The following is a 22,908-nucleotide window of genomic DNA, read 5'->3' on the forward strand; positions in this document are numbered from 1 at the left end:
TCTGCGTTTCGCTATCCGTGAGGGTGGCCGTACCGTAGGTGCAGGCGTTGTATCAAAAATCATGGACTAAGCAGTCCTGTTGATTTTAAGAGCCCGGCTTTGGCCGGGCTTTTTTATGCCTGCTCATAATTTTTCATCAAAATAGCTTATCAAAAGTAAGCGAAGGCTCGCTCAAGTATTGACATTCAAGACTAAAAAATGAACTATTGAGATAGATACTCAACTTATAGTCAGCCAATCAATTGAAATTACTCAGATACTTTTCTGTGTTCGTTTTTATGGGACTAAGCTGTTCTGCTACAGCACAGGTACCGGTCTATGTTGCTGCCTACGATTACCCTCCTTATTTTTCCGATGTACTGCAAACGGATCTTACCCGTGAACTGATAAGTTTGTTGAATGAGCATCAGGACAGCTACGAATTCCGCATTCAGGTGATTCCCCCTGCAAATCGTCATAAAGCCCTGAGTGTGAAAGGGTGCTGTGATGTTATATTCTTCGAATCGCCCCTTTGGGGTTGGGAAAAAAGTGGAGTAGGGTTTCAGCAAACAATGCCTTTAGTCAGAGGACAAGAGCGGCTGGTCGCCTTACAAAAAGCAGACAGAGACCAGACGTTTTTCGATACATACGATGGCAAAACTTTAGGTGGGGTTAAGGGCTATCATTACCTGTTAGGCGGAGAACTTCTGGCCTCAGATGAAGTTCAGGAAAAGTATACGACGTATTTGGCAGATTCCCGAATTATCAACTTGCAGATGATATTGGGCGGTCGAATCGACCTTACTATTATCAATGATGAACTGCTGGCTGCTTTAAAAGGCTCCAATCAAATTAAGGTAGACGGTTTATTGTTATCCGATAAGGTTAGTCTGGAGTACAAGCTGCACTTACTTGTTGGCGAGAATAAGAGTATCAGCGCAGATACATTACAGAGACTACTGCGGGAGCTTGGCCGACAGGGAGAGTTCGAAATACTCTTTAGACGATTTAATATGGAACGATTTCAGTTATATCGGCCGACAATAACGCGCTAGTAAACACTAAGACCCAAGCGGTTTGCCAGCTCGCGCACCATGTACATTCCACGGGCACTGTTACCGTAGCTGTTTAACCTTGGGCTCCATGAACAAATAACGCCAAAGTCAGGAACAACTGCAATCATACCTCCGCCAACGCCACTTTTTGCCGGAACGCCTACGGTAAAGGCAAATTCACCGCTTTGGTCGTACATGCCGCTGGTTGATAGCAAAGCATTAATGCGTTGTGAGTCTCGTTTTGACATAATTTTCTTTTTAGAAAAAGGACAAATTCCGTCATTAGCAAGAAACGTAAAAGAGCGAGCGAGGTTTTCGCAAGACATGGTTAACGCACACTGCCAAAAGTAATGATCCAGCAGTTCATCAACCTCTGCGTCAATATTACCAAAGCTTTTCATTAGGTGAGCAAGGGCCGCATTGCGATGGCCGTGTTCTTTTTCTGACTGGTGAACAATGTTATCGGCGTAAACGTTGTCGTTGCCGCATAAAGTACGAACCAAACTCAAAACCGCATTTTTACTGGCAGAGTAGCGGCTAACGAGTACGTCGCTAACAACAATAGCTCCGGCATTTATCATAGGGTTGCGCGGAATGCCTTTTTCCCACTCTAGCTGCACTATAGAATTAAAGGCCTGGCCTGAAGGCTCCATTTTAACTCTGTCCCACAAATCTTCTCCAAGGCGCTCCATTGCCAGCATAAGGCCAAAAATCTTCGAGATGGACTGGATAGAGAATTGCTCCTGGGTATCACCGACGTTAAATACCTCGCCGTCGAGGGTGGCCAGAGTGAGTCCGCAGAGCTCGGGGTCGACCTCTGCTAACGCCGGAATGTAATCAGCAACATGCCCCTCGGTGATCTTCATGGCCTGCTGATGAATCTCCTCCAGCAGGCTTTTGAGATCATCCGGGGCATGTATTTGCTGCCCGCCACTGACCAGATCACGCGTCAAGAGAATGCTCCGGATGCGTGATGGTGGACAGGCGGTCTTTTAATTCGTCAGACAGCTTCACAGAACGTTCCTGTTGAAAATCAAAGTACACCAATACCGTTTTACCTTTAGCGCACATTTTTTCTTTCTGCCAAATTTCGGTAGTGATATCAAACGAGCTGCCACCTAAGCGGCTGACGTAAGTATTCACCGTGACATGACCGCCAAAATAAATAGGTAAGAGGTAATCTACTTCCAGCCGCGCGACAATTAAGCTTTGTGTCTTCGGAGACATTTCTCCAAAGAACTCAAAAATAGGTAAACGTCCGGTTTCTATCCACCCCGGTATAACCGTGTTATTGACGTGCCCAAGGGCATCGGTTTCATAAAATCTTACTTTAAAGTCTTCCGTTAACATATTGCGTCCTTTTTATGACAGCTTAAGCATAGGTTTTAAGAAACGAGCCGTGTGAGAGCGCTCATTTTCACAGATATCTTCTGGTGTACCTTCGCAAAGAATTTCACCACCGCCGGAACCACCTTCAGGACCTAAGTCGATGATCCAGTCAGCGGTTTTTATCACGTCTAAGTTGTGCTCAATAACCACTACCGTGTTGCCGTGGTCACGCAGACGATGAATCACCGCCAGCAATTGCTTAATGTCGTGGAAATGCAGACCTGTGGTCGGTTCATCCAGAATGTATAAGGTTTTGCCAGTATCACGCTTGGACAACTCACGTGACAATTTGACCCGTTGCGCTTCACCACCAGAGAGTGTTGTCGCTGACTGGCCTAACCGGACGTAAGACAAGCCCACATCCATTAAGGTTTGCAACTTGCGTGCAATAGCCGGAACCGGGTCGAAGAACTCACGAGCGTCTTCAATGGTCATATCCAGTACTTCGTGAATATTCTTGCCTTTGTACTGTACTTCCAGCGTTTCGCGATTATAGCGCTGACCTTTACAAATATCGCAAGGAACATAAACATCCGGCAAGAAGTGCATCTCAACTTTAATGACTCCATCGCCCTGACAAGCTTCACACCGACCGCCGCGTACGTTAAAGCTGAAACGACCGGGTTTGTAACCGCGGGCACGTGATTCCGGCACACCTGCGAACAGTTCGCGAATTGGTGTGAAAATACCGGTGTACGTCGCCGGGTTGGAGCGCGGCGTACGACCTATTGGGCTCTGGTCAATGTCTACCACTTTATCCAGCAGTTGCATGCCATCGACACTTTTGTAAGGAGCAGGCTCCCCGGTCGTTGCGCCATTAAGTTCACGATGCGCAATATGGAACAGCGTATTGTTGACCAGCGTTGACTTACCTGAACCTGATACTCCAGTCACACAGGTCATAATACCTAATGGTAAATTAAAATCGACATTCTTCAGGTTGTTCCCGCTGGCTCCATGAATGGTTAACCGGCGTTTATCCGGTTTGTGGCGTTGCTTAGGAACTTCTATTTCTTTTCTGCCGGACAGATAGTCGCCGGTTAGTGAATCTTCACTTCCGACAATATCTTCAACCTGACCCTGAGCAATAATTTCACCACCATGTACGCCGGCACCAGGGCCAATATCAATAACGTGATCGGCCTGACGAATAGCGTCTTCGTCGTGTTCAACCACAATCACGGTGTTACCGAGGTCACGCAGGTGAGTCAGAGTGTTCAACAGCCGTTCGTTGTCGCGCTGGTGCAAACCAATACTGGGTTCATCCAGTACGTACATAACACCAACCAGCCCCGCACCAATTTGGCTGGCCAGACGAATACGCTGCGCCTCACCACCAGACAAGGTTTCTGCGCTACGGGACAAACTTAAATAGTTGAGTCCCACGTTTACTAAGAAGCGTAGACGGTCATTAATCTCTTTTAGAATTTTCTCTGCAATTTGCGCACGCTGACCTTCCAGGCTCAGTTGCTGGAAGAACTCAAGTGCGTCGCCAATGGACTGCTCAACAACTTCCGGCAGGGTTGTACCCTGAATAAACACATGACGAGCTTCGGTACGTAAGCGGGTGCCACCGCAGCTTTTACAGGGTTGCGTCGCTACGTATTTGGACAACTCGTCGCGCACAGCCTGTGATTCAGTCTCGCGGTAACGGCGCTGCATGTTAGGAATAATCCCTTCAAACGGATGCGCTCTGACCACTTTGTCGCCGCGGTCGTTCATGTAAGTGAACTTTATTTCTTCTTTACCGCTACCAAACAGAATTTTTTCGCGAATGTCATCGGGCAATTCGTTGAAAGGCTGCGACAATTTAAACTCGTAATGCTTCGCCAGTGACTGCAGCATTTGGTAATAGTAGAAGTTGCGCTTGTCCCAGCCGCGAATTGCACCGCCTGTTAGCGACAGCTCTGCATTAACAACAACTTTGGCCGGATCAAAAAACTGCTCAACGCCCAGACCGTCACAAGTAGTACAGGCACCGGCCGGATTGTTGAACGAGAACAACCGTGGTTCCAGTTCCTGCATACTGTAACCACAATGCGGGCAGGCAAAGTTCGCTGAGTAAACTTCGGCATCACCGTCGCCTTCCATAGGCACGACTAAAGCCGTTCCGCCACTAAGCTCCAGTGCGGTTTCAAAGGACTCCGCCAGGCGCTGCTCCATGCCGTCGCGAACTTTAAAGCGGTCAACGACCACTTCAATGGTGTGCTTCTTTTGCAGCTCTAACGTGGGAGGATCGCTTAAATCACAAATTTCACCGTCTATACGGGCGCGGATGTAGCCCTGCAAGGCGAGGTTTTCTAGCACTTTCAAGTGCTCGCCTTTACGGTTCTGAATAATAGGCGCAAGCAACATGCGCTTTTCGCCTTCAGGAGCTGCCAGCACGTTATCGACCATTTGCGATACGGTCTGTGCCGCCAGCGGCACGTCGTGAGTCGGACAACGCGGCTCGCCCACCCGGGCAAACATCAGACGTAAATAGTCGTAAATTTCCGTAATAGTACCGACCGTCGAACGCGGGTTATGCGATGTCGACTTCTGCTCAATTGATATAGCGGGTGATAGACCCTCGATACTGTCAACATCAGGCTTTTCCATCAGTGACAAAAACTGACGTGCATAGGCAGAGAGCGACTCAACATAGCGTCTCTGTCCCTCTGCATATAGGGTATCGAAAGCAAGTGATGACTTACCCGAACCGGATAAGCCGGTGATCACAATCAGCTTATTGCGGGGGATGGTCAGATTGAAATTTTTTAAGTTGTGCGTGCGCGCACCGCGTACTTCGATAGTATCCATAATTCCCGTCTGTTGTTCAGTAAATGACTGACGACAAAACGCTATTATCGCACAGTGTTAGGCATCTGGTACAATAACGGCATCATTTATCATGTTACTGATATAAAAGCAGTGAAATGACGCCGCAAAAATTAAATAAAACAGAGAAAAAAGCCGCTTTAGCACTAGCTTCCGTCTTTGGTATACGGATGTTAGGGCTGTTTTTGATCATGCCAGTTTTAGCGGTTTATGCACAAGACTACCCTGACTATTCCCCGCTTTGGGTCGGTATTGCTCTGGGTGCCTACGGCCTGACACAGGCACTGTTGCAAATTCCGTTAGGTATGCTGTCTGACCGCCTTGGCCGAAAGCCGGTTATTGTCGGTGGTTTGCTGGTCTTTATTCTAGGCAGTGCGGTGGCAGCTCAGGCTGATACTCTATTGGGTGTATCCATTGGTCGGGCGCTACAGGGGCTGGGCGCTATTGCGGCTGCTATTCTGGCATTGGCAGCTGACTTATCGCGTGACGAACAACGGCCGAAAGTGATGGCCACTATTGGTATGTGCATTGGCCTGGCGTTCGCTATTTCGCTGGTAGCCGGACCTTTATTGGGCAATATTATTGGGCTTTCGGGTTTGTTCTGGTTTACCGCCGCCAGTGGCGCTCTGGGCATTCTGGTGTTGTTGCTGAGCGTCCCCAAAGTGGTGACAACTTCTGCGAGGCGTGAATCCTTACCCGTGTTGTCAGAACTGGGGCATTTGCTTAAACACAAACAACTGTGGTGCCTGAACAGTGGTATTTTTGTATTACACGCTATTTTAACGGCATGGTTTGTGACTTTACCCATGCAACTGCAAAACGCAGGTTTTGAAAGTCAGACTCATGCCTGGTTTTACTTACCTACGCTGGCAGCGTCCATTTTGTTCATGGTGCCAATGATTATCAGCAGTTCGCGTAATAATAATTCTGTGCAGTGGCTGCGGTTTTCTATTATTACTTTAATTGTTGCGCTGCTAATTATTGCCATAGCGGGGCAAAACCCCTGGCTGCTGGTTGCTGCTCTGGTTATATTTTTCACTGGCTTTAACTTTATTGAGGCCAGTTTACCTTCGTTACTCACCCGAATTGCGCCAGCGGGAAGCAAAGGCAGTGCCAGCGGAATTTATTCAACAGGTCAGTTTTTAGGCTCTTTTGTTGGTGGGGTCGTAGGCGGCTCAGTCTTACAGTTTTTTGGGATATCTGGCGTTGTTGTTTTCTGCCTGATCTTGCTAGTATGTTGGTTGCTAATCAGTTTAGTCATGGTTAACCCCGCAGGTGTCACCAGTGTCTCGTTATCATTGCCCGGGTTAACTGAAAGCAAGGCTACCAAGCTAAGTGAGCAGTTACTTACCGTAACCGGCGTTACGGAAGCAAGATGGGTTGAAGAAGATCAGGCCACTTATTTAAAAGTTGATAAAAAACATTACGATGAAAAGGCGGTTAATCAGTTGCTTAAAGAAGCATCGGTCGCTTAATAATTTGAAGCAGTTGTAACGCGTACAAGGAACAGGAGAATCTAATGGCCAGTCGCGGTGTAAATAAAGTAATTTTAATTGGTAACTTGGGCGCTGACCCAGAGGTTCGTTATACCCAAAACAGCACAGCGATAGCCAACCTGTCGATTGCTACCAGCGAAACCTGGAAAGACAAGCAAACAGGCGAACCGCGCGAACAAACCGAATGGCACCGTTGTGTGGCTTATCGTCGCTTAGCTGAAATTGCCGGTGAGTACCTGAAAAAGGGCTCTAAAGTTTATGTTGAAGGGCGTTTGCAAACGCGTAAATGGACAGGCCAGGACAACGTAGAGCGTTACACGACAGAAGTGGTCATTAACGAAATGCAAATGCTGGATTCTCGTGGCGGCCCGCAGGGTGGTGCTCCACAACAAGGCCAGGGTTTTGGTGGCGGTCAGCAGCAAGGCGGTGGTTACGGTGGTGGTCAACCACAACAGCAATCACAGCAACAACAGCGTCCTGCGCCTCAGCCAGCGCAGCAGCAAAATCAACAGTCACAACAAAAACCGGCAGAACCCGCGCCGTTTTCACCTGACAATGATTTTGATGACGATATTCCGTTCTAGTTTGCCGAGTATAGGATTTACCCGCTCGGGTATCTGTATCATGTGAAAAAAGCCCCTTTTGCAGGGGCTTTTTTTGTATCTAATTTTTAGTTCAAACCTATCGCTATTTTCATTTTAGTTAGCACGCTAAGTTTGTTATTATACTTAGCGTGCTAACTAAAGAGGTTGCTATGACATTAACACAAGAACAGCTCAGACAGTTATCTGTACCTGAACGACTCGGTCGCGTTGCGCGTCAGTGGCAGGCTATTGCGGATAAGGAACTGGCGCCGCTGGGGTTAACCTACCCGCGCTGGAGTGCTATGTGGAAACTGGCACGTATTGGAGATGGTGTCAGCCAAAAGCAGCTTGCGGAAGCGCTTGAGCTAGAACTTGGTTCACTCATGCGCACGCTCGCGCAACTGGAAGAGCAAGAGTTGATTACGCGCGAAGCAAGCCCGGACGACGGCCGTGCTAAGCAGGTGTTTTTGACGAAGTCAGGTCATGCGCTGGTTAAAAAAATGGAAGCGAAAATTCTAAAAGTACGAAGGGCGTTGCTGGCCAATATCGAAGACGAAGAAATTGAAACGGTTAAGAAGGTTCTGGCGATGATTTCATACAATGCGAATCACATGTCTGAAGCTCAGAAGCTTGACCAAAATAATGAGGAAAAAGTATGACCGCAGACGAAAAGTTTGCCCGTTGGGTTAAGCGGGCATTGGTGCTATTTGTGCTCGTATTTGCCTATTTTCTGTGGGCCGACTTGAGCCTGCCGCTAACCCCGCAGGCAATGGTGACCCGGGTGGTGACTCAAGTTGCACCGCAGGTGAATGGTACGGTAGAGAAAGTCTTGGTTAATAATAACCAGTATGTTGAAGAGGGCGAGCCACTATTTGAAATTGACCCGCGACCTTATCAACTGCAATTACAGCAATCAGAGCTGGCACTGGCTCAGGCGCAACAGTCAAACCAACAGTTTGATGCCCAAATTCGAACTGCTCGGGCAAAGTTAAAGTCAGCACAGGCAAAAGCTCAAGAGCTCAGCCGTGAGGCGCGGCGCATTAAAGATCTGGTAGAAGACGGTAGTTCGTCGCAACAGGCATATGACCGTGCGCAGAGCAGTAAGCTAGAGGCCCTGGCAAATGTTGAAGCCGCCCAGTCGCAACTACAGAGTCTAGAAGTGCAACGAGGTGCCGAGGACGATGCAAACAACTTACTTATTCAACAAGCTGAAAATGCGATAGAAACAGCGAAGCTTAACTTAAGCTACACCACCGTGCGTGCGAAACATGCCGGACGTGTCGGTAATCTAAAGCTCAGCGAAGGCGCTTATGCCCGTCAAGGCTCGCCGCTAATGGCGCTGGTATCACCCAATGCCGACATTGTCGCCGATTTTCGTGAGAAGAATTTACGGCACATAAAGTCCGGGCAGCAGGCTCTGGTGGTATTTGATGCTGAACCCGGCACGCTTTATGAGGTGAAAGTGGAGAGCATTGATGCCGGTGTCAACGCAGGTCAGTTAAGTGCCGACGGAGCCTTAGCAGCACCGGTTAACTCTAACCGTTGGGTGCGAGACGCGCAGCGACTTCGGGTTCACCTGAGTTTAGCAGAACAACCGGATTCAGAGCGCCCGGCCGGAGCGAAGGCCACGGTACAGATAGTTCCTGAAGGAAGCGTCAAAGCTGCTATCGCGAAAGCGCAAATCCGGTTGCTGGGCTGGTTACACTACATTTATTGATCAGGAAGGAACTATGGCAACTTCAGTCTTGAGTGAAAACGGCCTACGGCAATGCTTACGAATCGCCTTTGGTGGCTCCATCGGTTTTCTGGTCACGGCACTGTTTGACTTGTCTTATGGCGTGTTTTTTACCGTATTACCAATGCTGCTATTGGGGTTAGTGCCAATGATAAACCGGCAGGTCGCCAGGCAAATACTTGCGGCGTCGGTTATGTGCGGACTGGAAGTGGGTATTCTGGCGCAGATACTGGGCGGGCATTCAGTATTAATGACAATGGTCGCCTTTGTCTTATTTCTGTATAGGTTTGCTTTTATGGCGCGCGGCACGGCGTTCCTGTTCGGCGCAAATGGTGTACTGATGTTGAGTATTATGCTGCATTACGCCAGTTATCCGGGCACCGACGTTAATAACTTAATAGCCAGTAACTTCTTTGCGTCGATACTGGCAATAGCCATTGCCTTTGTTATGCATGCGATTATACCCAATAAAGAACATAACGCGGCACCACCGCCTTTGCCGGACAAGTCACCTAACCGCGTGCGCCATGAAGCTATTTTGGGCGCTACGGTGACAACCCTGTCGTTTTTGGTGTTTCAGCTGTTCGATTTGCAGGATTCTATTTCTGCGCAGGCCACTACTATTTTGGTGCTATTTCCCATGAACTGGAACGGGGCATTAACTTACGCGCGCAAGCGAGCGGCAGGGACTCTAATTGGTGTTATGTTTGGTCTAGGTGCTCAGGTTCTACTTTACGGCTGGTATGACATACTGTGGTTGATTGTGCCGTTGTTCTGGCTTGGGGTGATGTTGTTTGCCCGCATTCATGTACTTGAAGCTTCGGGAGCCGGAGTGGGTTTTGGGGCAATGACCACTATGGGCATTCTTTTCGGTCAGTATTTATCGCCGGCACAAGACTTGGTGTATTCCGGTCTTTACCGTTTGAGCAGCACCTTTGTCGCAATTATTGCGGCTATGATGGTGTGCTATTTGGTACACAAACTCTTGAATCAGTTTGCGGGAACGCGATTTGGCGCTGCTTAAAATTGATACCCATAGTGCCTGGAAGAGCATGCAGCCACTTAATCAGCTGCATGCTTGTCTAAAATATCTAAACTCGAACGGTTTTTTACTTAGCTTGCGTCGTTTAACCCAAACTGTTTAACCACTTTGTCAAAATACTCCAGGTTTTGCTTAGCGTAATCGCGTTTTTCTACATAGCGACCCGGGAAGAAGTTTTTCTTAAAGCCGTAGGCGACAATGTCTTTCAGGCGCTTCAGCGAAATATCAAAATTATCCACAGCTAACTGATATTCGTTGCTGACCGTGGTACGAGAAACCAAACGGTTATCGGTACAAATAATGGTAGCTAAGCGGTTATCCAGCATATGCTGGAAATTGTGGTTTTTAATGTCGCCAATATCGGGATTAGTTTGCAGGTTACTGGTCAGGCAAACTTCAACGGCAATACGACGGTCAGCAATATAAGAGGCCAGGCTTTCACCATAAGCTTTTGGGTCTTCAATAGACGGGTCCTGAGTCATTTCAGGAGAGAATAAGGAATAACCATGACCTAAGCGGTCGGCATGGCACTTGGTTAACGCCTCAAAAATGCTCTCAGCGCCGTAAGCTTCTCCGGCATGTACGGTTTTCAGCAGAAAGTTCTCGTGCGCGTATTCGTACACTTCTTTGAACTCGCCTGCCGGGTAACCAATTTCCTGACCGGCAATATCCAGCCCGACAATTGGCATGCCTTCTTCGTCACGCATACGGACGCTGGCGCGAACTAAGTCCATTGCGGCCGTTTTAATAACCTGCATAGGTTCAAAGTCACGCATTAACTGAAACATTTGTGTGTAATAAGGGGAAAACCCTTTTTTACCAAACATCCGCATGGCGCAGTTGATAATGCCGTAGTCAAATGGTGGCTTATCGCCGTTTTTAACGTCTGCGCTGTTATTGTACTCTTTCTTTGCGCGCAAAAGGCCGTCGTTTACTACGTGCATTATGGTGTCAAAAGTAACACCTTTACCTGGGTCCATGAGTAGCTGAGGAGCAAAACGTACCTCAATGTAATTAACCCCTTCGTTTTGATTATCGACGGCTAATTCATAAGAGGCTTGCTCCAGGTTTTCTAAATCGCGCAAAGCGGCACAGGTGTACTGAAACCCATTTAGGTATTCACCCAAATTGTTGTAATGCGATTTAAATACCAGATCAAACAGGCCTTCTTCGGTATAGCTTGGAAGTTCGATATCAGCGCGCTTAGCCATATCAATTAAGCTGCTGGCACGAAGGCTTCCATCAAGGTGCAAGTGCAAGTCAGCTTTAGGAATGGCTTTGATAAATTCGGGGGAATATTGCATTGAGAACTCCTGCCTTAAGGTTGCTTTGTCCCATAATGCCATAAAATCGTGCTAATCTCTGCCAGGATCTGACCACATTAACTTAAAAAAATAGAACAAAATGGCTTCTCTATATTTCACTTATTCGGCAATGAATGCAGGCAAAAGCACGTCGTTATTGCAAGTGGCGCACAACTACGAAGAGCGCCAACAACATGTCCTGCTGATGACGCCAGCTTTAGATGACCGGGCAGGTAAAGGGCGTATTGCTTCCCGATTAGGTATTGGTCGCGATGCGGTGTCTTTCACACACCGGACAGATTTAGCTGCCGTAGTCCGGGCTCGCTACATGCAACAGGCAATTGACTGTGTGTTAATTGATGAAGCACAGTTTTTAAGTGAAGAGCAGGTGTGGCAACTGTCCAGTCTGGCTGACACCGACAATATTCCGGTAATGTGTTACGGCATCCGCACCGACGCTTTTGGCAACGCCTTTCCGGGTAGTGCGGTGTTGTTGGCTATAGCCGACAAACTGGTGGAAATGAAAACCATCTGCCACTGCGGTCGCAAAGCGACCATGTCATTGCGGGTTGACGAACAGGGCAATGCGATACGCATGGGGCAGCAAATAGCTATTGGTGGCAATGATCGTTACGTTTCCTGTTGTCGTAAACACTGGAAAGAAGCCATGGGGCTGCGCTAAAACGGTCAAATAGAGTACGGAATATGGGTTTTAGCGAAGGCACTTGATGGTATACTGAGTTTCTCATTTTTTAGCCAGAAGTGACTATGCAAAGCTTAACAATTCCAAGACCTGATGACTGGCACCTGCATTTACGCGATGGTGCTATGTTACAAACAACCGTACCTGCAACCGCAGCAGTGTTTCATCGTGCTGTGGTTATGCCAAACCTGGTGCCTCCGGTAACAACCGTAGCGGCCGCTATGGAGTATCGTGAGAGAATTTTGGCCGAAATTCCCGCTGGTATGAGTTTTCACCCGCTTATGGCTCTGTATCTCACGGCAGACACGACTCCAGAAGAAATTGCTGAAGCTGCTGCGAACGAGCATGTTATTGGCTTCAAGCTATACCCGTCAGGAGCCACCACAAATTCTGCCGCTGGTGTAAAATCGGTAGAAGCTCTTGCTCCGGTGCTGGCTGCTATGCAGGAGCATCAGGTGCCTTTGCTGGTGCATGGTGAAGTAACCGACAGCGACGTTGATATCTTTGACCGCGAAAGAGTCTTTATTGAGCGGCATTTAATTCCGATAACCGAGCGCTTCCCGCAATTAAAGCTGGTGCTGGAGCACATTACCACCGCCGACGCGGTTAAGTTTGTCGAAAATGCCAACAGTAATGTCGCAGCAACAATGACCCCGCAACACTTACTGATGAACCGCAACGACTTGCTGGTCGGTGGTATTCGTCCACACAACTATTGTTTGCCAATTTTAAAACGCCAGTCACACCAGCAGGCTTTGCAGCAGGCGGCCTTGTCCGGTAACCCTAAGTTTTTCCTCGGAACTGACTCAGCTCCGCATGTGCAGGCAAGTAAAGAGACTGCCTGTGGTTGCGCTGGTTGTTATTCAGCTCCAGCAGCAATTGAGCTTTATGCCGAGTTTTTTAGTCAGCATAACGCGCTGGATAAATTGGCAAATTTTGCCAGTGTTTTTGGAGCTGATTTTTATCAGTTACCCCGCAACACTGAGACCATTGAACTGGTTCAACAACCATGGACTGTTGCTGAAACGGTAGACACGGCAACAGGGCCTATGGTGCCTTATTGGGCAGGGTCTGATTTGCAATGGAAACTGCGCGGCTAGCCATTAAAGTTGTAGTGCGAAAAATGGGTTATGACGAAGATCATAAACTGTAGCGAACCCGCGCTTTTTCTGATGAGCTTTGCAAAGTTTCTGTTAACATGGTTGAAAATAAAATAAAGGATGTTGTTGAGTGCTAGGATTTTCAAAGCAAAAACAAAATGATCACCGTATTTGCTTTCAAATAACGCAAAACAGCGTCCGTCTTCTCGTTGCTAAAGGCTCTGCTAACGCCCCCGAATTGATCGTTAATGACTACGAGCCAGTGCAGCGAGGTTCGTTACTTAAGCACGCGGATACCCTTTTGGGTAAATATTCCCGCTTGTCGTTAAAGCATGCGCAAGTCACCCTGGTGTTGGGAACGGATTTATACGAGTCGGTTCAGGTGGATAGGCCCATGCTGGATCCGGAAGAAATTTCGGAAAGCTTAAAATACAGTTTAAGCGACTTAGTGTCCTTTGCGGCTGATGAAATCATTGCCGACTATTATGAGTTTCCGGAGCAACCATCCGGTCAGGATAAAGTGGTTGCGGTTGCGGCGAATAAAAACGATTTAATGCCCTGGGTTGAGCTATTCAGTGAACATGACCTGAGCTTAACGGATATCGCCATTACTGAACTGACGTTACCGCGGTTAGCTGAAACTCAGAACCACGCTGAACTCACTTTATACCAAAATCCTGCTGGTAATTACCTTGCACAAATTAATACCCCCAAAGGGCTTATGTTTACTCGCTTGCTGCGCGGTGTGACCGATGTGTCTAAATACACAGAGAGTGAAATAGCAGCTGGTGCTTTAGAACCTTTGGCAACAGAGCTACAGCGCTCGGTTGATTATTTCGAAAGCCATTTGCGACAGGCCCCCATTAGCCGAATTATTATTGCCGTAGAACATATGACGCCGGCGTCCCTTGAAAAGAGCCTGGCTGAGCTGTTAGCAGTAGAGTGCACTATGTATCAGTACCCGCAATGGTCCGCTGACTTACGCGAGGGCGACTACTCCGATCTTGCCGGTTTAGGTGCGTTAGTTGAGGGCGATTTATGAAGCAATGGGTAAATCTGTACCGCAGTGAGCTGAAGCCGGTAAAGCAGAGGCTCACACTAACAAAGGTAAGCTCTGTTTTGGGTGTTTGGCTGGCGCTGTTGCTCATTGTGGTAGGTGTTACTCAGTGGCAAAAGGCAACAGTTGTGCAAAAGAATGAACAATTGTCAGCTACCCTGACTAAGCTCAATAATGACCTGGAGAGCAGTCGCGAGAGAATGTCCCGGCGGCAGCCAAGCCCGCAACTGCAGGCAGAAAAAGAGCAGTTGCAACAAGAATTGCAGGACGCCAGAAGTTTCAGTCAGCAAATTGCAGAGTTTCGGCAAAACCGGTCTTCATCCGTTAGTGAGTTTTTACAGGAACTTGCAGATATCACCCCGGAAGACATTTGGTTAACCGATTTTTCAATGTCTGGTGAAAATATCCGTTTACACGGGCAAGCTCTAAACAGTGAAGCCTTAGTGCTGTGGATGGATAAATTTGGTCAGTCGAGCTTACTGGCAAATAAACGTTTTGCGGTTGTAGAACTTAAGCGCAGTGAGCAGGGTTATCAGCAGTTTTTGCTGCAAAGCGTCAGAAGCAGCGAGGGCGAATCAAACAATGAATAACTGGTGGTTACGCGCACAAGAAACTTTTAATTCTATGCCCGGAAGACAGCGAGCGCTTTTGTCGTTGGCCGGTTTTTTAATTATTACCCTGCCAATTATGAGTTACGTTATTTTTCCAACGCTGGAACAAAATAAAGTTCTTTCAGCGGATAACCACCGTATTGCTACTCAAATAGAACAGTCTGAGCAATTAGAGCAGGACTTGCAGGCGCAGTTAGCTAACGACATTGATGCTCCGGTCAGGGCTGAAATTAAGCAGTTGAAGCAGCGGTTAACGCAGGCAAAAGGCGATTTTTCGGAAAGCGAGGTTTTATTGCCCGCACAACAACGAAAGCAGTTTCTCAACAGCGTGTTACGTCATGCCTCGGAACTGGGAATGGATAGTTTAGAAGCTAAAGAGCCGACCGTCGTATTTGAAACCGGGTCTATTAAACTCTATCAGCATGCTGTGCAGGCGGAATTTACCGGGCGTTTTTTCGCGGTATCCGACTTTGTGGATACGCTGCAAAAAGAGTACCCCAATGTCCAGTGGGCCCGCTTTGATTATCAGGTAGGCGACTACCCGACAGCGAAGGTGACGATAGTCTGGTATCTGCTAAGTACGGATAAGGAGTTTATCAGTGCTTAAAGGAATTGCGTTGTTATTACTTATGGTCGCGGTCTCGGCTTTTTCGCAAGAGCGGGATCCTACCCAGCCGCCGTTTACAGTAAGTCAGCCCACAGTGGAAATGGATAGTTGGGGACAGAATATAAAACTGTCTCAAATTTTTTATTCAGAGCAGAGTCAGTCAGCCCGTATTAACGGTGAATGGGTTAAGCCTGGTGAAAATATTGATGGGTTTCGGGTTAATTCAGTTAATCCAAACAGCGTTATTTTAGAGAAGAACAACGAAAGAGTAGAGATTACTTTGTTTAAGCCGATAAAGCAGAACGAGAAAGGCAATTCGGGGGCCGTAAAATGAAAAAAGTTGCAGCAGGAGCGTTATTGTTGGCACTAAGCGGCTGTGCTTATCAACCGAGCTATTCTCCGGATGAAGCCAATAAAGCAATGAAACCGGAAGCTTCTGAAAAGAAAAAAACGGAGGCGAAGAAAGAACTGCCAGCAGAAGTCAGTAACTTCTTAAATCAGACGGCAAATAAAGAACAGGAAGACGGACTCGCCTTACTCGAGGAGCCCCGGTTTGTGCTGCAGGCCGATGATGTTGATGCGAAAGCTTTCTTTTATGGGCTAGCGGCAGATTCTCCTTACAACATTCTGGTACACCCCAATGTCAGTGGCGAAATCTCGTTAAGCCTGAAAGACGTGACTTTAGATGAAACGCTGGATGCTGTGCAGAACATGTATGGTTTTGAAGTTCGTCGTTCCGGACGTACTATTCAAATATACCCTGCCGGGGTAAGAACTCAGACGTTCTCGCTGGACTACCTGTCACTTCGCCGTTTTGGTATGTCACAGACCGAAATTTCAGGTGGTGGTGTCAGTGAGGAGCGTAACAATAACAGAGGATTAGGTAACAATTCAGGAAACAGCAACACCCGTGTAGAAGGAACTCCTCTGCTTGGTAATAACGATGGTGAGTACCGTCGGGACAGTCAGCAGAATCAGTTGCAAGGTAATGGTTCCAGCATAAATACCCAGTCAGAAACCGACTTATGGGGCGGTCTGAAAGATGTTATTGAAGGCATTATTGGTGACGGCAATGTGGTGCTTTCGCCGCAGGCGGGTATTGTTAGTGTTACTGCTTCACCAAGTAAGCTGCGCGCTGTTGGTGATTTCATCACGGTTCTGGAATCTCGTCTGCAGCGTCAGGTTATTCTGGAAGCTCGTATTATTGAAGTAACTCTGAACGATGGCTATCAACAAGGGATAAACTGGAGTGACTTATACAATGGTAAAGCTGGTTGGGGAGTAGGGGTCGGTGTAGATTTTGCTGGAACAAATCCGCTTCCTGCAGCTTCAACTATAGGTGGTCTATTTGGGTTAACATATAGTGATGAAAGCAATAACTTTTCCGGCATGATTGAAATGCTGCAAACCCAGGGCACTGTACAAGTACTTTCTAATCCTCGTGTTAGTGCGTCGAACAATCAGAAAGCGGTTATTAAAATTGGTGAAGATTCTTATTTCGTAACCAACGTAGATTCGACAACTAATTTTGGAAGTGGAGGTAGTACACCTGTATCGAACTCAAATGTCGATTTAACACCGTTCTTCTCAGGTATATCTTTAGATGTTACCCCCCAAATTAGCGACGATGGTGAGGTCATTCTTCATGTACATCCGTCAGTTGTCGAAACGGAGGAGCAACAAAAAGTCATTACCTTAACCGACGGTGAGCTGGTGTTACCTCTGGCTCGTAGCAATATTCGTGAGTCAGACACCATAGTTAAAGCTCGCAACGGCGAAATAGTGGTTCTCGGTGGTTTGATGCAGACGACTAACTCCGAAGAAGTCAGTAAAGTACCGCTATTAGGTGATATTCCTTTGTTGGGCGAGTTATTTACTAACCGTCGCAACCGCCAGGAAAAGAAAGAACTGGTTATATTACTGAAACCGACTGTGGTGGGTGTTGATACCTGGCGCGATGAACTGAAACGATCTCGCGAACTGCTGCAAGAATGGTTCCCGGATATAGAGCAATAACTAAGGTAGTATGTACTTATACCATTACGGCTTACGCGAACTGCCCTTTACTATAACGCCGAACACGCAGTTCTACTACGACTTGAAAAGCCACCACGAAGCTTTCGAGGTGGTTTTAACGGCGTTAAAAACCGGTGAAGGCTTTATTAAAATTACCGGAGAGGTTGGAACCGGTAAAACTCTTCTGTGCCGACGGTTATTAAATGATATCCCTGACTTTTTTAAAACCGCTTACATTCCAGACTCATACCTTGACCCGGCTGAACTGAGGCTGGCCATTGCTCAGGAACTGGACCTGGAAACCGGACAAATGACCAATCAGCAGCAGCTGGCGCGGGCATTGCAACAGCGCTTGCTGGATATTAATAAAAACGGCCAGGCCGTGGTGATACTCATTGATGAGGCACAGGCGCTGCCGGAAGAAAGTCTGGAAGCTTTGCGTTTATTATCCAACCTGGAAACTGAACGGCGTAAATTGGTGCATATTATTTTACTGGGTCAGCCGGAACTGGATGAGCGTTTGTCACAAAAAGCCTTTAGGCAACTTCGTCAGCGAATCAGTTTTTCGCATAAATTAACCGCCATGAATGCGGATGAAACAGCCGAATATATAGCGCACCGGATGGATGTCGCCGGTTATCAGGGGACTCCGATATTTGACTGGAAGTTAGTCCGGCGATTACACCGTTGCAGCCGTGGCGTGCCCCGTCTGATTAATATGCTGTGCCATAAAATGCTGTTGCTGGCTTATGGTGAAGGACGTCATCAGCTGTCGACGCGGGACTTAAAGCTCGCGGTTAATGACACCGAAGACGCGGAATTGACTCGTTCTGTATGGCTTCCCGTAACGGTGTCTGTGTGCGTATTTTTTCTGGCGGCAGCCGCGCTCAGTTATTGGCAAATGGGTGGTTCGCTATGAGCGTTATTAATAAAGTTTTAAAAGATTTAGACCGTCGGGGGCAGCAGCCCTTCTCGAAAAGGGCGGCGAGTAGCGCCGTTGAGCGCCGCAGTAGTCATCGTTTAGGGTTATGGTTGCTGGCGCTGATGCTATTGATTGTTCTGGCCTTAGTGGTTTTTTGGTGGCAGTCGCGTTCAGAAAACACAATGACGGTAACGGAGAGCGAGCCGGCTGAAATGCCAAAACTGCAAGAGCGGGTCGAGCCATTCATTGATACTGCAGTGATAGAAGTGCCAGCTGAGCGCACCCCTCGCTCTGAAAGTGATTCACGGCAATCTAGTGAGATAGTATCACAAGACTTGGCTTCGGTTGTGATTCCGGAAACGGAACCGGAAAAGGCCGGAAAAGCAGAGTCCATGCCAGAAGAGCCTGTTGTTGCCACTGAAGACACCGAAAACGAGACGCAAAAAGGCGGTGAATTTAGCAAGCAAGCCGTGCAGCTCTCGCCAGCAGAAATTTCCGCACAACATATTGAGAAAGCGCAAAAAGCTCAGCAACAGGGACGCTTAACGTCGGCAGAAGACCATTGGCGTAAGGCGCTTGCTGTTACACCGGAAAATAAAGAAGTGAGAAAAAAGCTGGCGGCTTTGCAGTTTGGCCGGAATAAGGTATCGCAGGCATTAACAACGCTAGAAGCCGGTTTTAAACTGAACCCAAATGACTTTGAGTTTCGTCTGTTAAGTGCCCGTATTCTTGAAAAAGAAGCGCGGCCTGCAGCGGCACTGAGTTTATTGAAGCAAGCGACACCAGACGCCGGTGCCTATCCGGAATATGTCCAGAAACAGGCGTTGTTGGCCCAGGCGCAGGGTGACTACAAATCCGCTGCTGACGCATATCAGCGCCTGCTTGAGGCTGAACCTACGCAAGGCCGCTGGTATTTAGGTAAGGCAGTGGCTCAACAGGAGTTCGCACCTGAGGCCGCTATAGCATCGTATCAGGAGGCTTTAAACCGGATACAACATCGGCCAACTCTGGACTTTATTGAGCAGCAAATTGCGTCTTTACAGGCAACTGAGGCAGGTGAGCAATGAAGCGTCCTCGTCTTAAAATGCGATTAGGCGATTTGCTTGTTCACGAGCAAATCATCAGTGAAGAGCAGCTGCAAAAAGCACTTGAGCAGCAGCGTGTAAGTGGACGCAAACTGGGCGCAACCTTAACAGATCTCGGCTTTATTTCTGAGCAACAGTTACTTGAATTCCTGGCGCAGCAGCTCAAGCTGCCGCTTATCAGTATTTCTGAACGCAAGATCCCGGCGGAAGTTTTTAAATTACTCCCTGAAGTTCAGGCGCGTCGACATCGGGCATTGGTTATAGAAGCCAGTGAAGAGCAGGCGTTAGTTGGCATGAGTGACCCGGCCGACCTGTCCTCAATTGACGCCATTAATCAGTTACTTGCTCCGCGCCAGGTAGAGTTGGCAGTGGTTCCTGAAAGCGAGTTGATGCAGGCTTTTGATAACCTTTACCGGCGCACCAAAGAAATTGAAACCTTTGCCAGCCAACTGCAGGACGAATACGAAGACACCAGCGAGTTTGAGCTGGGGCGGCTAAGCCTCGATGACGATACCGATGAAGCTACGGTGGCTAAATTACTGCAGTCCATTTTTGAGGATGCCGTGCAAGTTCGAGCCTCGGATATTCACATAGAGCCGGACGACCGCAAATTACGGATTCGACAACGTGTGGACGGAGTGTTGCAGGAAAATGTGCTGGAAGAAACCAACATTGCCAATGCGTTAGTTTTGCGTCTGAAGCTTATGGCCGGGCTGGATATTTCTGAACGACGTCTGCCGCAGGACGGCCGGTTTAATATTAAAATTCGCAAACACAGTATCGACGTGCGGGTATCAACCATGCCGGTGCAGTACGGCGAGTCCTGCGTATTGCGTCTGTTGGATCAGTCTGCCGGGCTGTTGTCGCTGGAGCAAACCGGTATGCCAGCCTCTATTATTAAGCGTATACGGGCTTTAATAAAACGTCCGCATGGCATGTTGCTGGTAACCGGGCCTACCGGCTCAGGTAAAACCACAACCTTGTATGGCGCGCTTAGCGAGCTGAATACCGAAGGTAAAAAGGTGATTACGGTTGAAGACCCGGTTGAGTACCGTTTGCCGCGTATTTCGCAAGTGCAGGTGAACAGTAAAATTGGGCTGGATTTCTCACGGGTTCTGCGCACCACCTTACGTCAGGATCCGGACATTATTATGGTTGGTGAGATGCGCGACCACGAAACCGTTGAAATTGGTTTGCGCGGCTCTATTACCGGTCACCTGGTTTTATCTACTCTGCATACCAATGACGCCATTACCAGTGCTATGCGCTTAATTGATATGGGCGCGCCTTCCTATTTGGTCGCTGCTGCGCTACGCGGCATTTTGGCACAACGTTTGGTGCGTCGGGTGTGCGATAAATGTGCAGAGAGTTATCAGCCGGATGAAGCCGAAAGTCAGTGGCTGGAGCATTTACGTGAGGGTAGCTCGGGCTATTCTTTTAAACGCGGAGTTGGTTGCCAGACATGTAACCATACCGGCTACCGTGGGCGCATAGGTGTGTTTGAACTGCTGGAAATGAATACGCCAATGATGGATGCCTTGCGTGATGGTAATACGCGAGAGTTTGCAATAGCTGCGAAAGCGCATCCGGGTTATCAGTCTATGGCCACGGTTGCACTGGATTATGCCCGTGAAGGTATTACCAGCGTCGACGAAGTCTTGTTTCTGGCTGAAAGTGTTGAGGACAGTATCTGATGCAGTTTCGGTATCGTGCACGGGACAAAGCAGGGCAACTGCAGCAAGGTTCACTGGATGCGAGTGATGAGCGCAATGCTGCCGATGTACTGATGCGTCGCGGCTTGGTACCGTTATCGATTAATTCTGTAAAAAGTCAGAGCTTTTCCTTCTTGAATAGTGGCTTTGGGGAAAGTTTAAAGTCTGCGTTTCAGCAAAAAGTGTCGCTGGACGAGCTGATTATATTTTGTCGTCAAATGTATTCACTGACCCAAGCCGGTATCCCTATGTTGCGGGCTATTGAAGGGCTGGCAGATACCACCCAGAACAAGCGCTTACGTAAAACCTTGCAGGATGTGCATGAGCAATTGGAGCGGGGGCGCAACCTGTCGTCAGCCATGTCACATCACCGGGGCGTTTTTCCACGGCTGGTTATTGCTATTGTGCATGTGGGTGAAAATACCGGGCAGCTGGAAGAGTCCTTTCAGCAGCTGTCGGTTTATTTAGAAAAAGAGCAAGACACCAGAAAGCGAATAAAAGCAGCCACCCGCTACCCAAGTTTTGTTCTTATCGCGCTCGTCATTGCCATGTTTGTATTGAACATTTTTGTGATCCCAACGTTCGCTTCTATGTTCAGTCGGTTTAATGTCGAACTGCCATGGGCAACCCGCGCCCTGTTGGGCTCGTCTGAATTTTTTGTCGGCTATTGGCATGTGTTGTTGATTGCAATGGTCGGTGTTTTTTTCGGCCTCAGGTATTACATAGCGACAGACAACGGAAGACTGAAATGGGACAGCCTGAAGTTAAAAGTACCCATTATTGGCTCCATTTTAATGCGTTCCATGTTAGGTCGTTTTGCCCGCAGTTTTTCGGTCATGATAGGTGCCGGCGTTCCGCTGACACAGGCTTTATCTTTAGTTGCTGAAGCGGTGGATAACGCCTGGATGGAAAAGCGCATTATTGAGATGCGCCGCGGCATTGAACGAGGCGAAAACCTGTCGCGGGTTGCCCGACAGTCAGGCCTGTTTACGCCATTAATTTTGCAAATGATATCGGTTGGTGAAGAAACCGGCCGGGTTGATGTTTTGCTGTTAGAGGTCGCTGAATATTACGAACGTGAAACCGACTACGATCTCAAAACCTTAACAGCGCGTATTGAGCCATTAATGATAGCCGTTGTAGCCGTTATGGTATTGATTCTCGCGCTGGGCATATTTACCCCAATGTGGGATATGATGAGTGCGTATCAGGGACGATAATGACCAGAACCGCAACGGATGAGCGCAAGGGTATTCAGCGGCTGCAGAATATTCTGGTGGTTTTGCTGTTGTTGGTATTGGCTGCAGTGGCGGCCAGAATGGTTCTGGTTGAAGAGCCGCAAAAATGGCGTCAGACCGAGTTAGATATTGCGGTTTCGCGTTTTATAGACTCGCTTTGGCTGGCCAGAACCGAGTGGATGCGACGTGGTAAGCCAAAAGAAATTGCTTTGTTGTACGAGAATAAAGCGCAGCAAACCACGGTAGTAATGAATGAACAAGGGTGGCCGTCGGTTGAGCCGGGATGTTTGCAGTTATGGCAGCATCTGGGCAGTAACGTGCCCGGCAGCGCTTTAGATACGGAATTAGAGAACGGGAATTGTCATTACAGAATTAACCAAAAACCTTGGTTTTCCTATAAAAGTGACCGGGGTCAGGTTGTTCGGAAATAACCCGGGAACCCGGTGTTAAGTGTTA

The 22,908-nt window shown here is 48.1% G+C and carries 23 protein-coding genes; 19 read left to right on the forward strand and 4 right to left on the reverse strand.

What is annotated here, in order from left to right:
* Nucleotides 1–70 (forward strand): hypothetical protein (locus tag ACP7H9_RS08660; RefSeq protein WP_317498017.1); only part of this gene is annotated, 70 nt, incomplete at its 5' end.
* Nucleotides 71–278: 208 nt separating this feature from the next.
* Entirely contained in the window at nt 279–1,034 is a 756-nt protein-coding gene (locus tag ACP7H9_RS08665) for an amino acid ABC transporter substrate-binding protein (protein WP_243734927.1), read from the forward strand.
* On the opposite strand, the gene glsA is transcribed toward ACP7H9_RS08665, so the two are convergent.
* Genes glsA through uvrA form a run of 3 tightly spaced genes read right to left on the reverse strand, consistent with a single transcriptional unit; the run spans nt 1,031 to nt 5,222 of the window.
* Nucleotides 1,031–1,987, reverse strand: coding sequence for a glutaminase A (gene glsA, locus ACP7H9_RS08670; protein WP_011233613.1), 957 nt, complete (start codon nt 1,985–1,987; stop codon nt 1,031–1,033). The two genes, ACP7H9_RS08665 and glsA, sit on opposite strands and share 4 nt — an antisense overlap.
* A complete protein-coding gene (locus ACP7H9_RS08675; protein ID WP_034818742.1) occupies nt 1,977–2,384 on the reverse strand; it encodes an acyl-CoA thioesterase in 408 nt (135 codons plus the stop codon). The genes glsA and ACP7H9_RS08675 overlap by 11 nt, the downstream gene beginning before the upstream one ends.
* Nucleotides 2,385–2,396: 12 nt before the next feature.
* Entirely contained in the window at nt 2,397–5,222 is a 2,826-nt protein-coding gene (uvrA, locus tag ACP7H9_RS08680; protein WP_439222573.1) for an excinuclease ABC subunit UvrA, read from the reverse strand.
* Nucleotides 5,223–5,338: 116 nt separating this feature from the next.
* On the opposite strand from uvrA, the gene ACP7H9_RS08685 reads away from it, so the two are divergent.
* The 5 genes from ACP7H9_RS08685 (at nt 5,339) to ACP7H9_RS08705 (ending at nt 10,079) form a co-directional block, all read left to right on the forward strand.
* The gene (locus ACP7H9_RS08685; RefSeq protein WP_034818730.1) at nt 5,339–6,715 is read left to right on the forward strand and encodes an MFS transporter; all 1,377 of its coding nucleotides are present in this window, start codon (nt 5,339–5,341) and stop codon (nt 6,713–6,715) included.
* A gap of 44 nt (nt 6,716–6,759) precedes the next feature.
* The gene (gene ssb, locus ACP7H9_RS08690) at nt 6,760–7,320 is read left to right on the forward strand and encodes a single-stranded DNA-binding protein (RefSeq protein WP_011233617.1); all 561 of its coding nucleotides are present in this window, start codon (nt 6,760–6,762) and stop codon (nt 7,318–7,320) included.
* Between the two features lie 170 nt (nt 7,321–7,490).
* The gene (locus tag ACP7H9_RS08695) at nt 7,491–7,979 is read left to right on the forward strand and encodes a MarR family transcriptional regulator (RefSeq protein ID WP_034818727.1); all 489 of its coding nucleotides are present in this window, start codon (nt 7,491–7,493) and stop codon (nt 7,977–7,979) included.
* Nucleotides 7,976–9,037, forward strand: a complete 1,062-nt coding sequence (locus ACP7H9_RS08700) for an HlyD family secretion protein (RefSeq protein ID WP_034818725.1) — start codon at nt 7,976–7,978, stop codon at nt 9,035–9,037. The genes ACP7H9_RS08695 and ACP7H9_RS08700 overlap by 4 nt, the downstream gene beginning before the upstream one ends.
* 13 nt (nt 9,038–9,050) lie before the next feature.
* Entirely contained in the window at nt 9,051–10,079 is a 1,029-nt protein-coding gene (locus ACP7H9_RS08705) for a DUF2955 domain-containing protein (RefSeq protein ID WP_110013547.1), read from the forward strand.
* Nucleotides 10,080–10,168: 89 nt separating this feature from the next.
* Here ACP7H9_RS08705 and ACP7H9_RS08710 read toward each other — a convergent pair whose 3' ends face one another.
* Nucleotides 10,169–11,401, reverse strand: coding sequence for an adenosine deaminase family protein (locus tag ACP7H9_RS08710; RefSeq protein ID WP_417439063.1), 1,233 nt, complete (start codon nt 11,399–11,401; stop codon nt 10,169–10,171).
* A 100-nt stretch (nt 11,402–11,501) separates the two neighbouring features.
* Between ACP7H9_RS08710 and ACP7H9_RS08715 the strand changes: the two genes are divergently transcribed.
* The 12 genes from ACP7H9_RS08715 to ACP7H9_RS08770 all read left to right on the forward strand — a co-directional run bounded on the left by ACP7H9_RS08715 (nt 11,502) and on the right by ACP7H9_RS08770 (nt 22,883).
* The gene (locus tag ACP7H9_RS08715; RefSeq protein WP_011233622.1) at nt 11,502–12,083 is read left to right on the forward strand and encodes a thymidine kinase; all 582 of its coding nucleotides are present in this window, start codon (nt 11,502–11,504) and stop codon (nt 12,081–12,083) included.
* A gap of 86 nt (nt 12,084–12,169) precedes the next feature.
* A complete protein-coding gene (pyrC, locus tag ACP7H9_RS08720) occupies nt 12,170–13,204 on the forward strand; it encodes a dihydroorotase (protein WP_034818719.1) in 1,035 nt (344 codons plus the stop codon).
* 130 nt (nt 13,205–13,334) lie between these two features.
* Entirely contained in the window at nt 13,335–14,246 is a 912-nt protein-coding gene (locus ACP7H9_RS08725; protein WP_114982039.1) for a Type II secretory pathway component, read from the forward strand.
* Nucleotides 14,243–14,851 carry a PilN domain-containing protein gene (locus ACP7H9_RS08730; protein WP_114982040.1) on the forward strand — a complete coding sequence of 203 codons (609 nt, stop codon included), beginning with the start codon at nt 14,243–14,245 and terminating at the stop codon, nt 14,849–14,851. Before ACP7H9_RS08725 ends, ACP7H9_RS08730 begins: the two co-directional genes overlap by 4 nt.
* Nucleotides 14,844–15,479: a Type II secretory pathway component gene (locus ACP7H9_RS08735; RefSeq protein WP_114982041.1), complete on the forward strand. Its 636-nt coding sequence runs from the start codon at nt 14,844–14,846 to the stop codon at nt 15,477–15,479. The genes ACP7H9_RS08730 and ACP7H9_RS08735 overlap by 8 nt, the downstream gene beginning before the upstream one ends.
* Complete coding sequence (locus ACP7H9_RS08740; RefSeq protein ID WP_439222574.1) at nt 15,472–15,813, forward strand: Type II secretory pathway component; 342 nt, start codon at nt 15,472–15,474, stop codon at nt 15,811–15,813. Before ACP7H9_RS08735 ends, ACP7H9_RS08740 begins: the two co-directional genes overlap by 8 nt.
* The gene (mshL, locus tag ACP7H9_RS08745; RefSeq protein WP_439222575.1) at nt 15,810–17,495 is read left to right on the forward strand and encodes a pilus (MSHA type) biogenesis protein MshL; all 1,686 of its coding nucleotides are present in this window, start codon (nt 15,810–15,812) and stop codon (nt 17,493–17,495) included. The genes ACP7H9_RS08740 and mshL overlap by 4 nt, the downstream gene beginning before the upstream one ends.
* A gap of 10 nt (nt 17,496–17,505) precedes the next feature.
* Complete coding sequence (locus ACP7H9_RS08750; protein WP_114982044.1) at nt 17,506–18,414, forward strand: ExeA family protein; 909 nt, start codon at nt 17,506–17,508, stop codon at nt 18,412–18,414.
* Entirely contained in the window at nt 18,411–19,484 is a 1,074-nt protein-coding gene (locus ACP7H9_RS08755; protein ID WP_439222576.1) for a tetratricopeptide repeat protein, read from the forward strand. Before ACP7H9_RS08750 ends, ACP7H9_RS08755 begins: the two co-directional genes overlap by 4 nt.
* A complete protein-coding gene (locus tag ACP7H9_RS08760; RefSeq protein ID WP_439222577.1) occupies nt 19,481–21,196 on the forward strand; it encodes a GspE/PulE family protein in 1,716 nt (571 codons plus the stop codon). The genes ACP7H9_RS08755 and ACP7H9_RS08760 overlap by 4 nt, the downstream gene beginning before the upstream one ends.
* Nucleotides 21,196–22,434, forward strand: a complete 1,239-nt coding sequence (locus ACP7H9_RS08765) for a type II secretion system F family protein (RefSeq protein WP_034818698.1) — start codon at nt 21,196–21,198, stop codon at nt 22,432–22,434. The genes ACP7H9_RS08760 and ACP7H9_RS08765 overlap by 1 nt, the downstream gene beginning before the upstream one ends.
* Complete coding sequence (locus tag ACP7H9_RS08770) at nt 22,434–22,883, forward strand: hypothetical protein (RefSeq protein ID WP_034818696.1); 450 nt, start codon at nt 22,434–22,436, stop codon at nt 22,881–22,883. The genes ACP7H9_RS08765 and ACP7H9_RS08770 overlap by 1 nt, the downstream gene beginning before the upstream one ends.
* Nucleotides 22,884–22,908: the final 25 nt, after the last annotated feature.

Source organism: Idiomarina sp. ST20R2A10, assembly GCF_051842345.1.
Classification (GTDB): Bacteria; Pseudomonadota; Gammaproteobacteria; order Enterobacterales; family Alteromonadaceae; genus Idiomarina; species Idiomarina loihiensis.

Excerpts from the sequence above, each read along its gene's own strand:
- ACP7H9_RS08750 (WP_114982044.1), top strand. The coding sequence starts at position 17,506 with ATGTACTTATACCATTACGGCTTACGCGAACTGCCCTTTACTATAACG.
- ACP7H9_RS08710 (WP_417439063.1), bottom strand. The coding sequence starts at position 11,401 with ATGCAATATTCCCCCGAATTTATCAAAGCCATTCCTAAAGCTGACTTG.
- ACP7H9_RS08705 (WP_110013547.1), top strand. The coding sequence starts at position 9,051 with ATGGCAACTTCAGTCTTGAGTGAAAACGGCCTACGGCAATGCTTACGA.
- ACP7H9_RS08755 (WP_439222576.1), top strand. The coding sequence starts at position 18,411 with ATGAGCGTTATTAATAAAGTTTTAAAAGATTTAGACCGTCGGGGGCAG.
- ACP7H9_RS08700 (WP_034818725.1), top strand. The coding sequence starts at position 7,976 with ATGACCGCAGACGAAAAGTTTGCCCGTTGGGTTAAGCGGGCATTGGTG.
- ACP7H9_RS08675 (WP_034818742.1), bottom strand. The coding sequence starts at position 2,384 with ATGTTAACGGAAGACTTTAAAGTAAGATTTTATGAAACCGATGCCCTT.
- ssb (WP_011233617.1), top strand. The coding sequence starts at position 6,760 with ATGGCCAGTCGCGGTGTAAATAAAGTAATTTTAATTGGTAACTTGGGC.
- uvrA (WP_439222573.1), bottom strand. The coding sequence starts at position 5,222 with ATGGATACTATCGAAGTACGCGGTGCGCGCACGCACAACTTAAAAAAT.
- ACP7H9_RS08760 (WP_439222577.1), top strand. The coding sequence starts at position 19,481 with ATGAAGCGTCCTCGTCTTAAAATGCGATTAGGCGATTTGCTTGTTCAC.
- ACP7H9_RS08735 (WP_114982041.1), top strand. The coding sequence starts at position 14,844 with ATGAATAACTGGTGGTTACGCGCACAAGAAACTTTTAATTCTATGCCC.
- ACP7H9_RS08765 (WP_034818698.1), top strand. The coding sequence starts at position 21,196 with ATGCAGTTTCGGTATCGTGCACGGGACAAAGCAGGGCAACTGCAGCAA.
- ACP7H9_RS08685 (WP_034818730.1), top strand. The coding sequence starts at position 5,339 with ATGACGCCGCAAAAATTAAATAAAACAGAGAAAAAAGCCGCTTTAGCA.
- ACP7H9_RS08695 (WP_034818727.1), top strand. The coding sequence starts at position 7,491 with ATGACATTAACACAAGAACAGCTCAGACAGTTATCTGTACCTGAACGA.
- ACP7H9_RS08730 (WP_114982040.1), top strand. The coding sequence starts at position 14,243 with ATGAAGCAATGGGTAAATCTGTACCGCAGTGAGCTGAAGCCGGTAAAG.
- ACP7H9_RS08770 (WP_034818696.1), top strand. The coding sequence starts at position 22,434 with ATGACCAGAACCGCAACGGATGAGCGCAAGGGTATTCAGCGGCTGCAG.
- mshL (WP_439222575.1), top strand. The coding sequence starts at position 15,810 with ATGAAAAAAGTTGCAGCAGGAGCGTTATTGTTGGCACTAAGCGGCTGT.
- ACP7H9_RS08715 (WP_011233622.1), top strand. The coding sequence starts at position 11,502 with ATGGCTTCTCTATATTTCACTTATTCGGCAATGAATGCAGGCAAAAGC.
- ACP7H9_RS08665 (WP_243734927.1), top strand. The coding sequence starts at position 279 with ATGGGACTAAGCTGTTCTGCTACAGCACAGGTACCGGTCTATGTTGCT.
- pyrC (WP_034818719.1), top strand. The coding sequence starts at position 12,170 with ATGCAAAGCTTAACAATTCCAAGACCTGATGACTGGCACCTGCATTTA.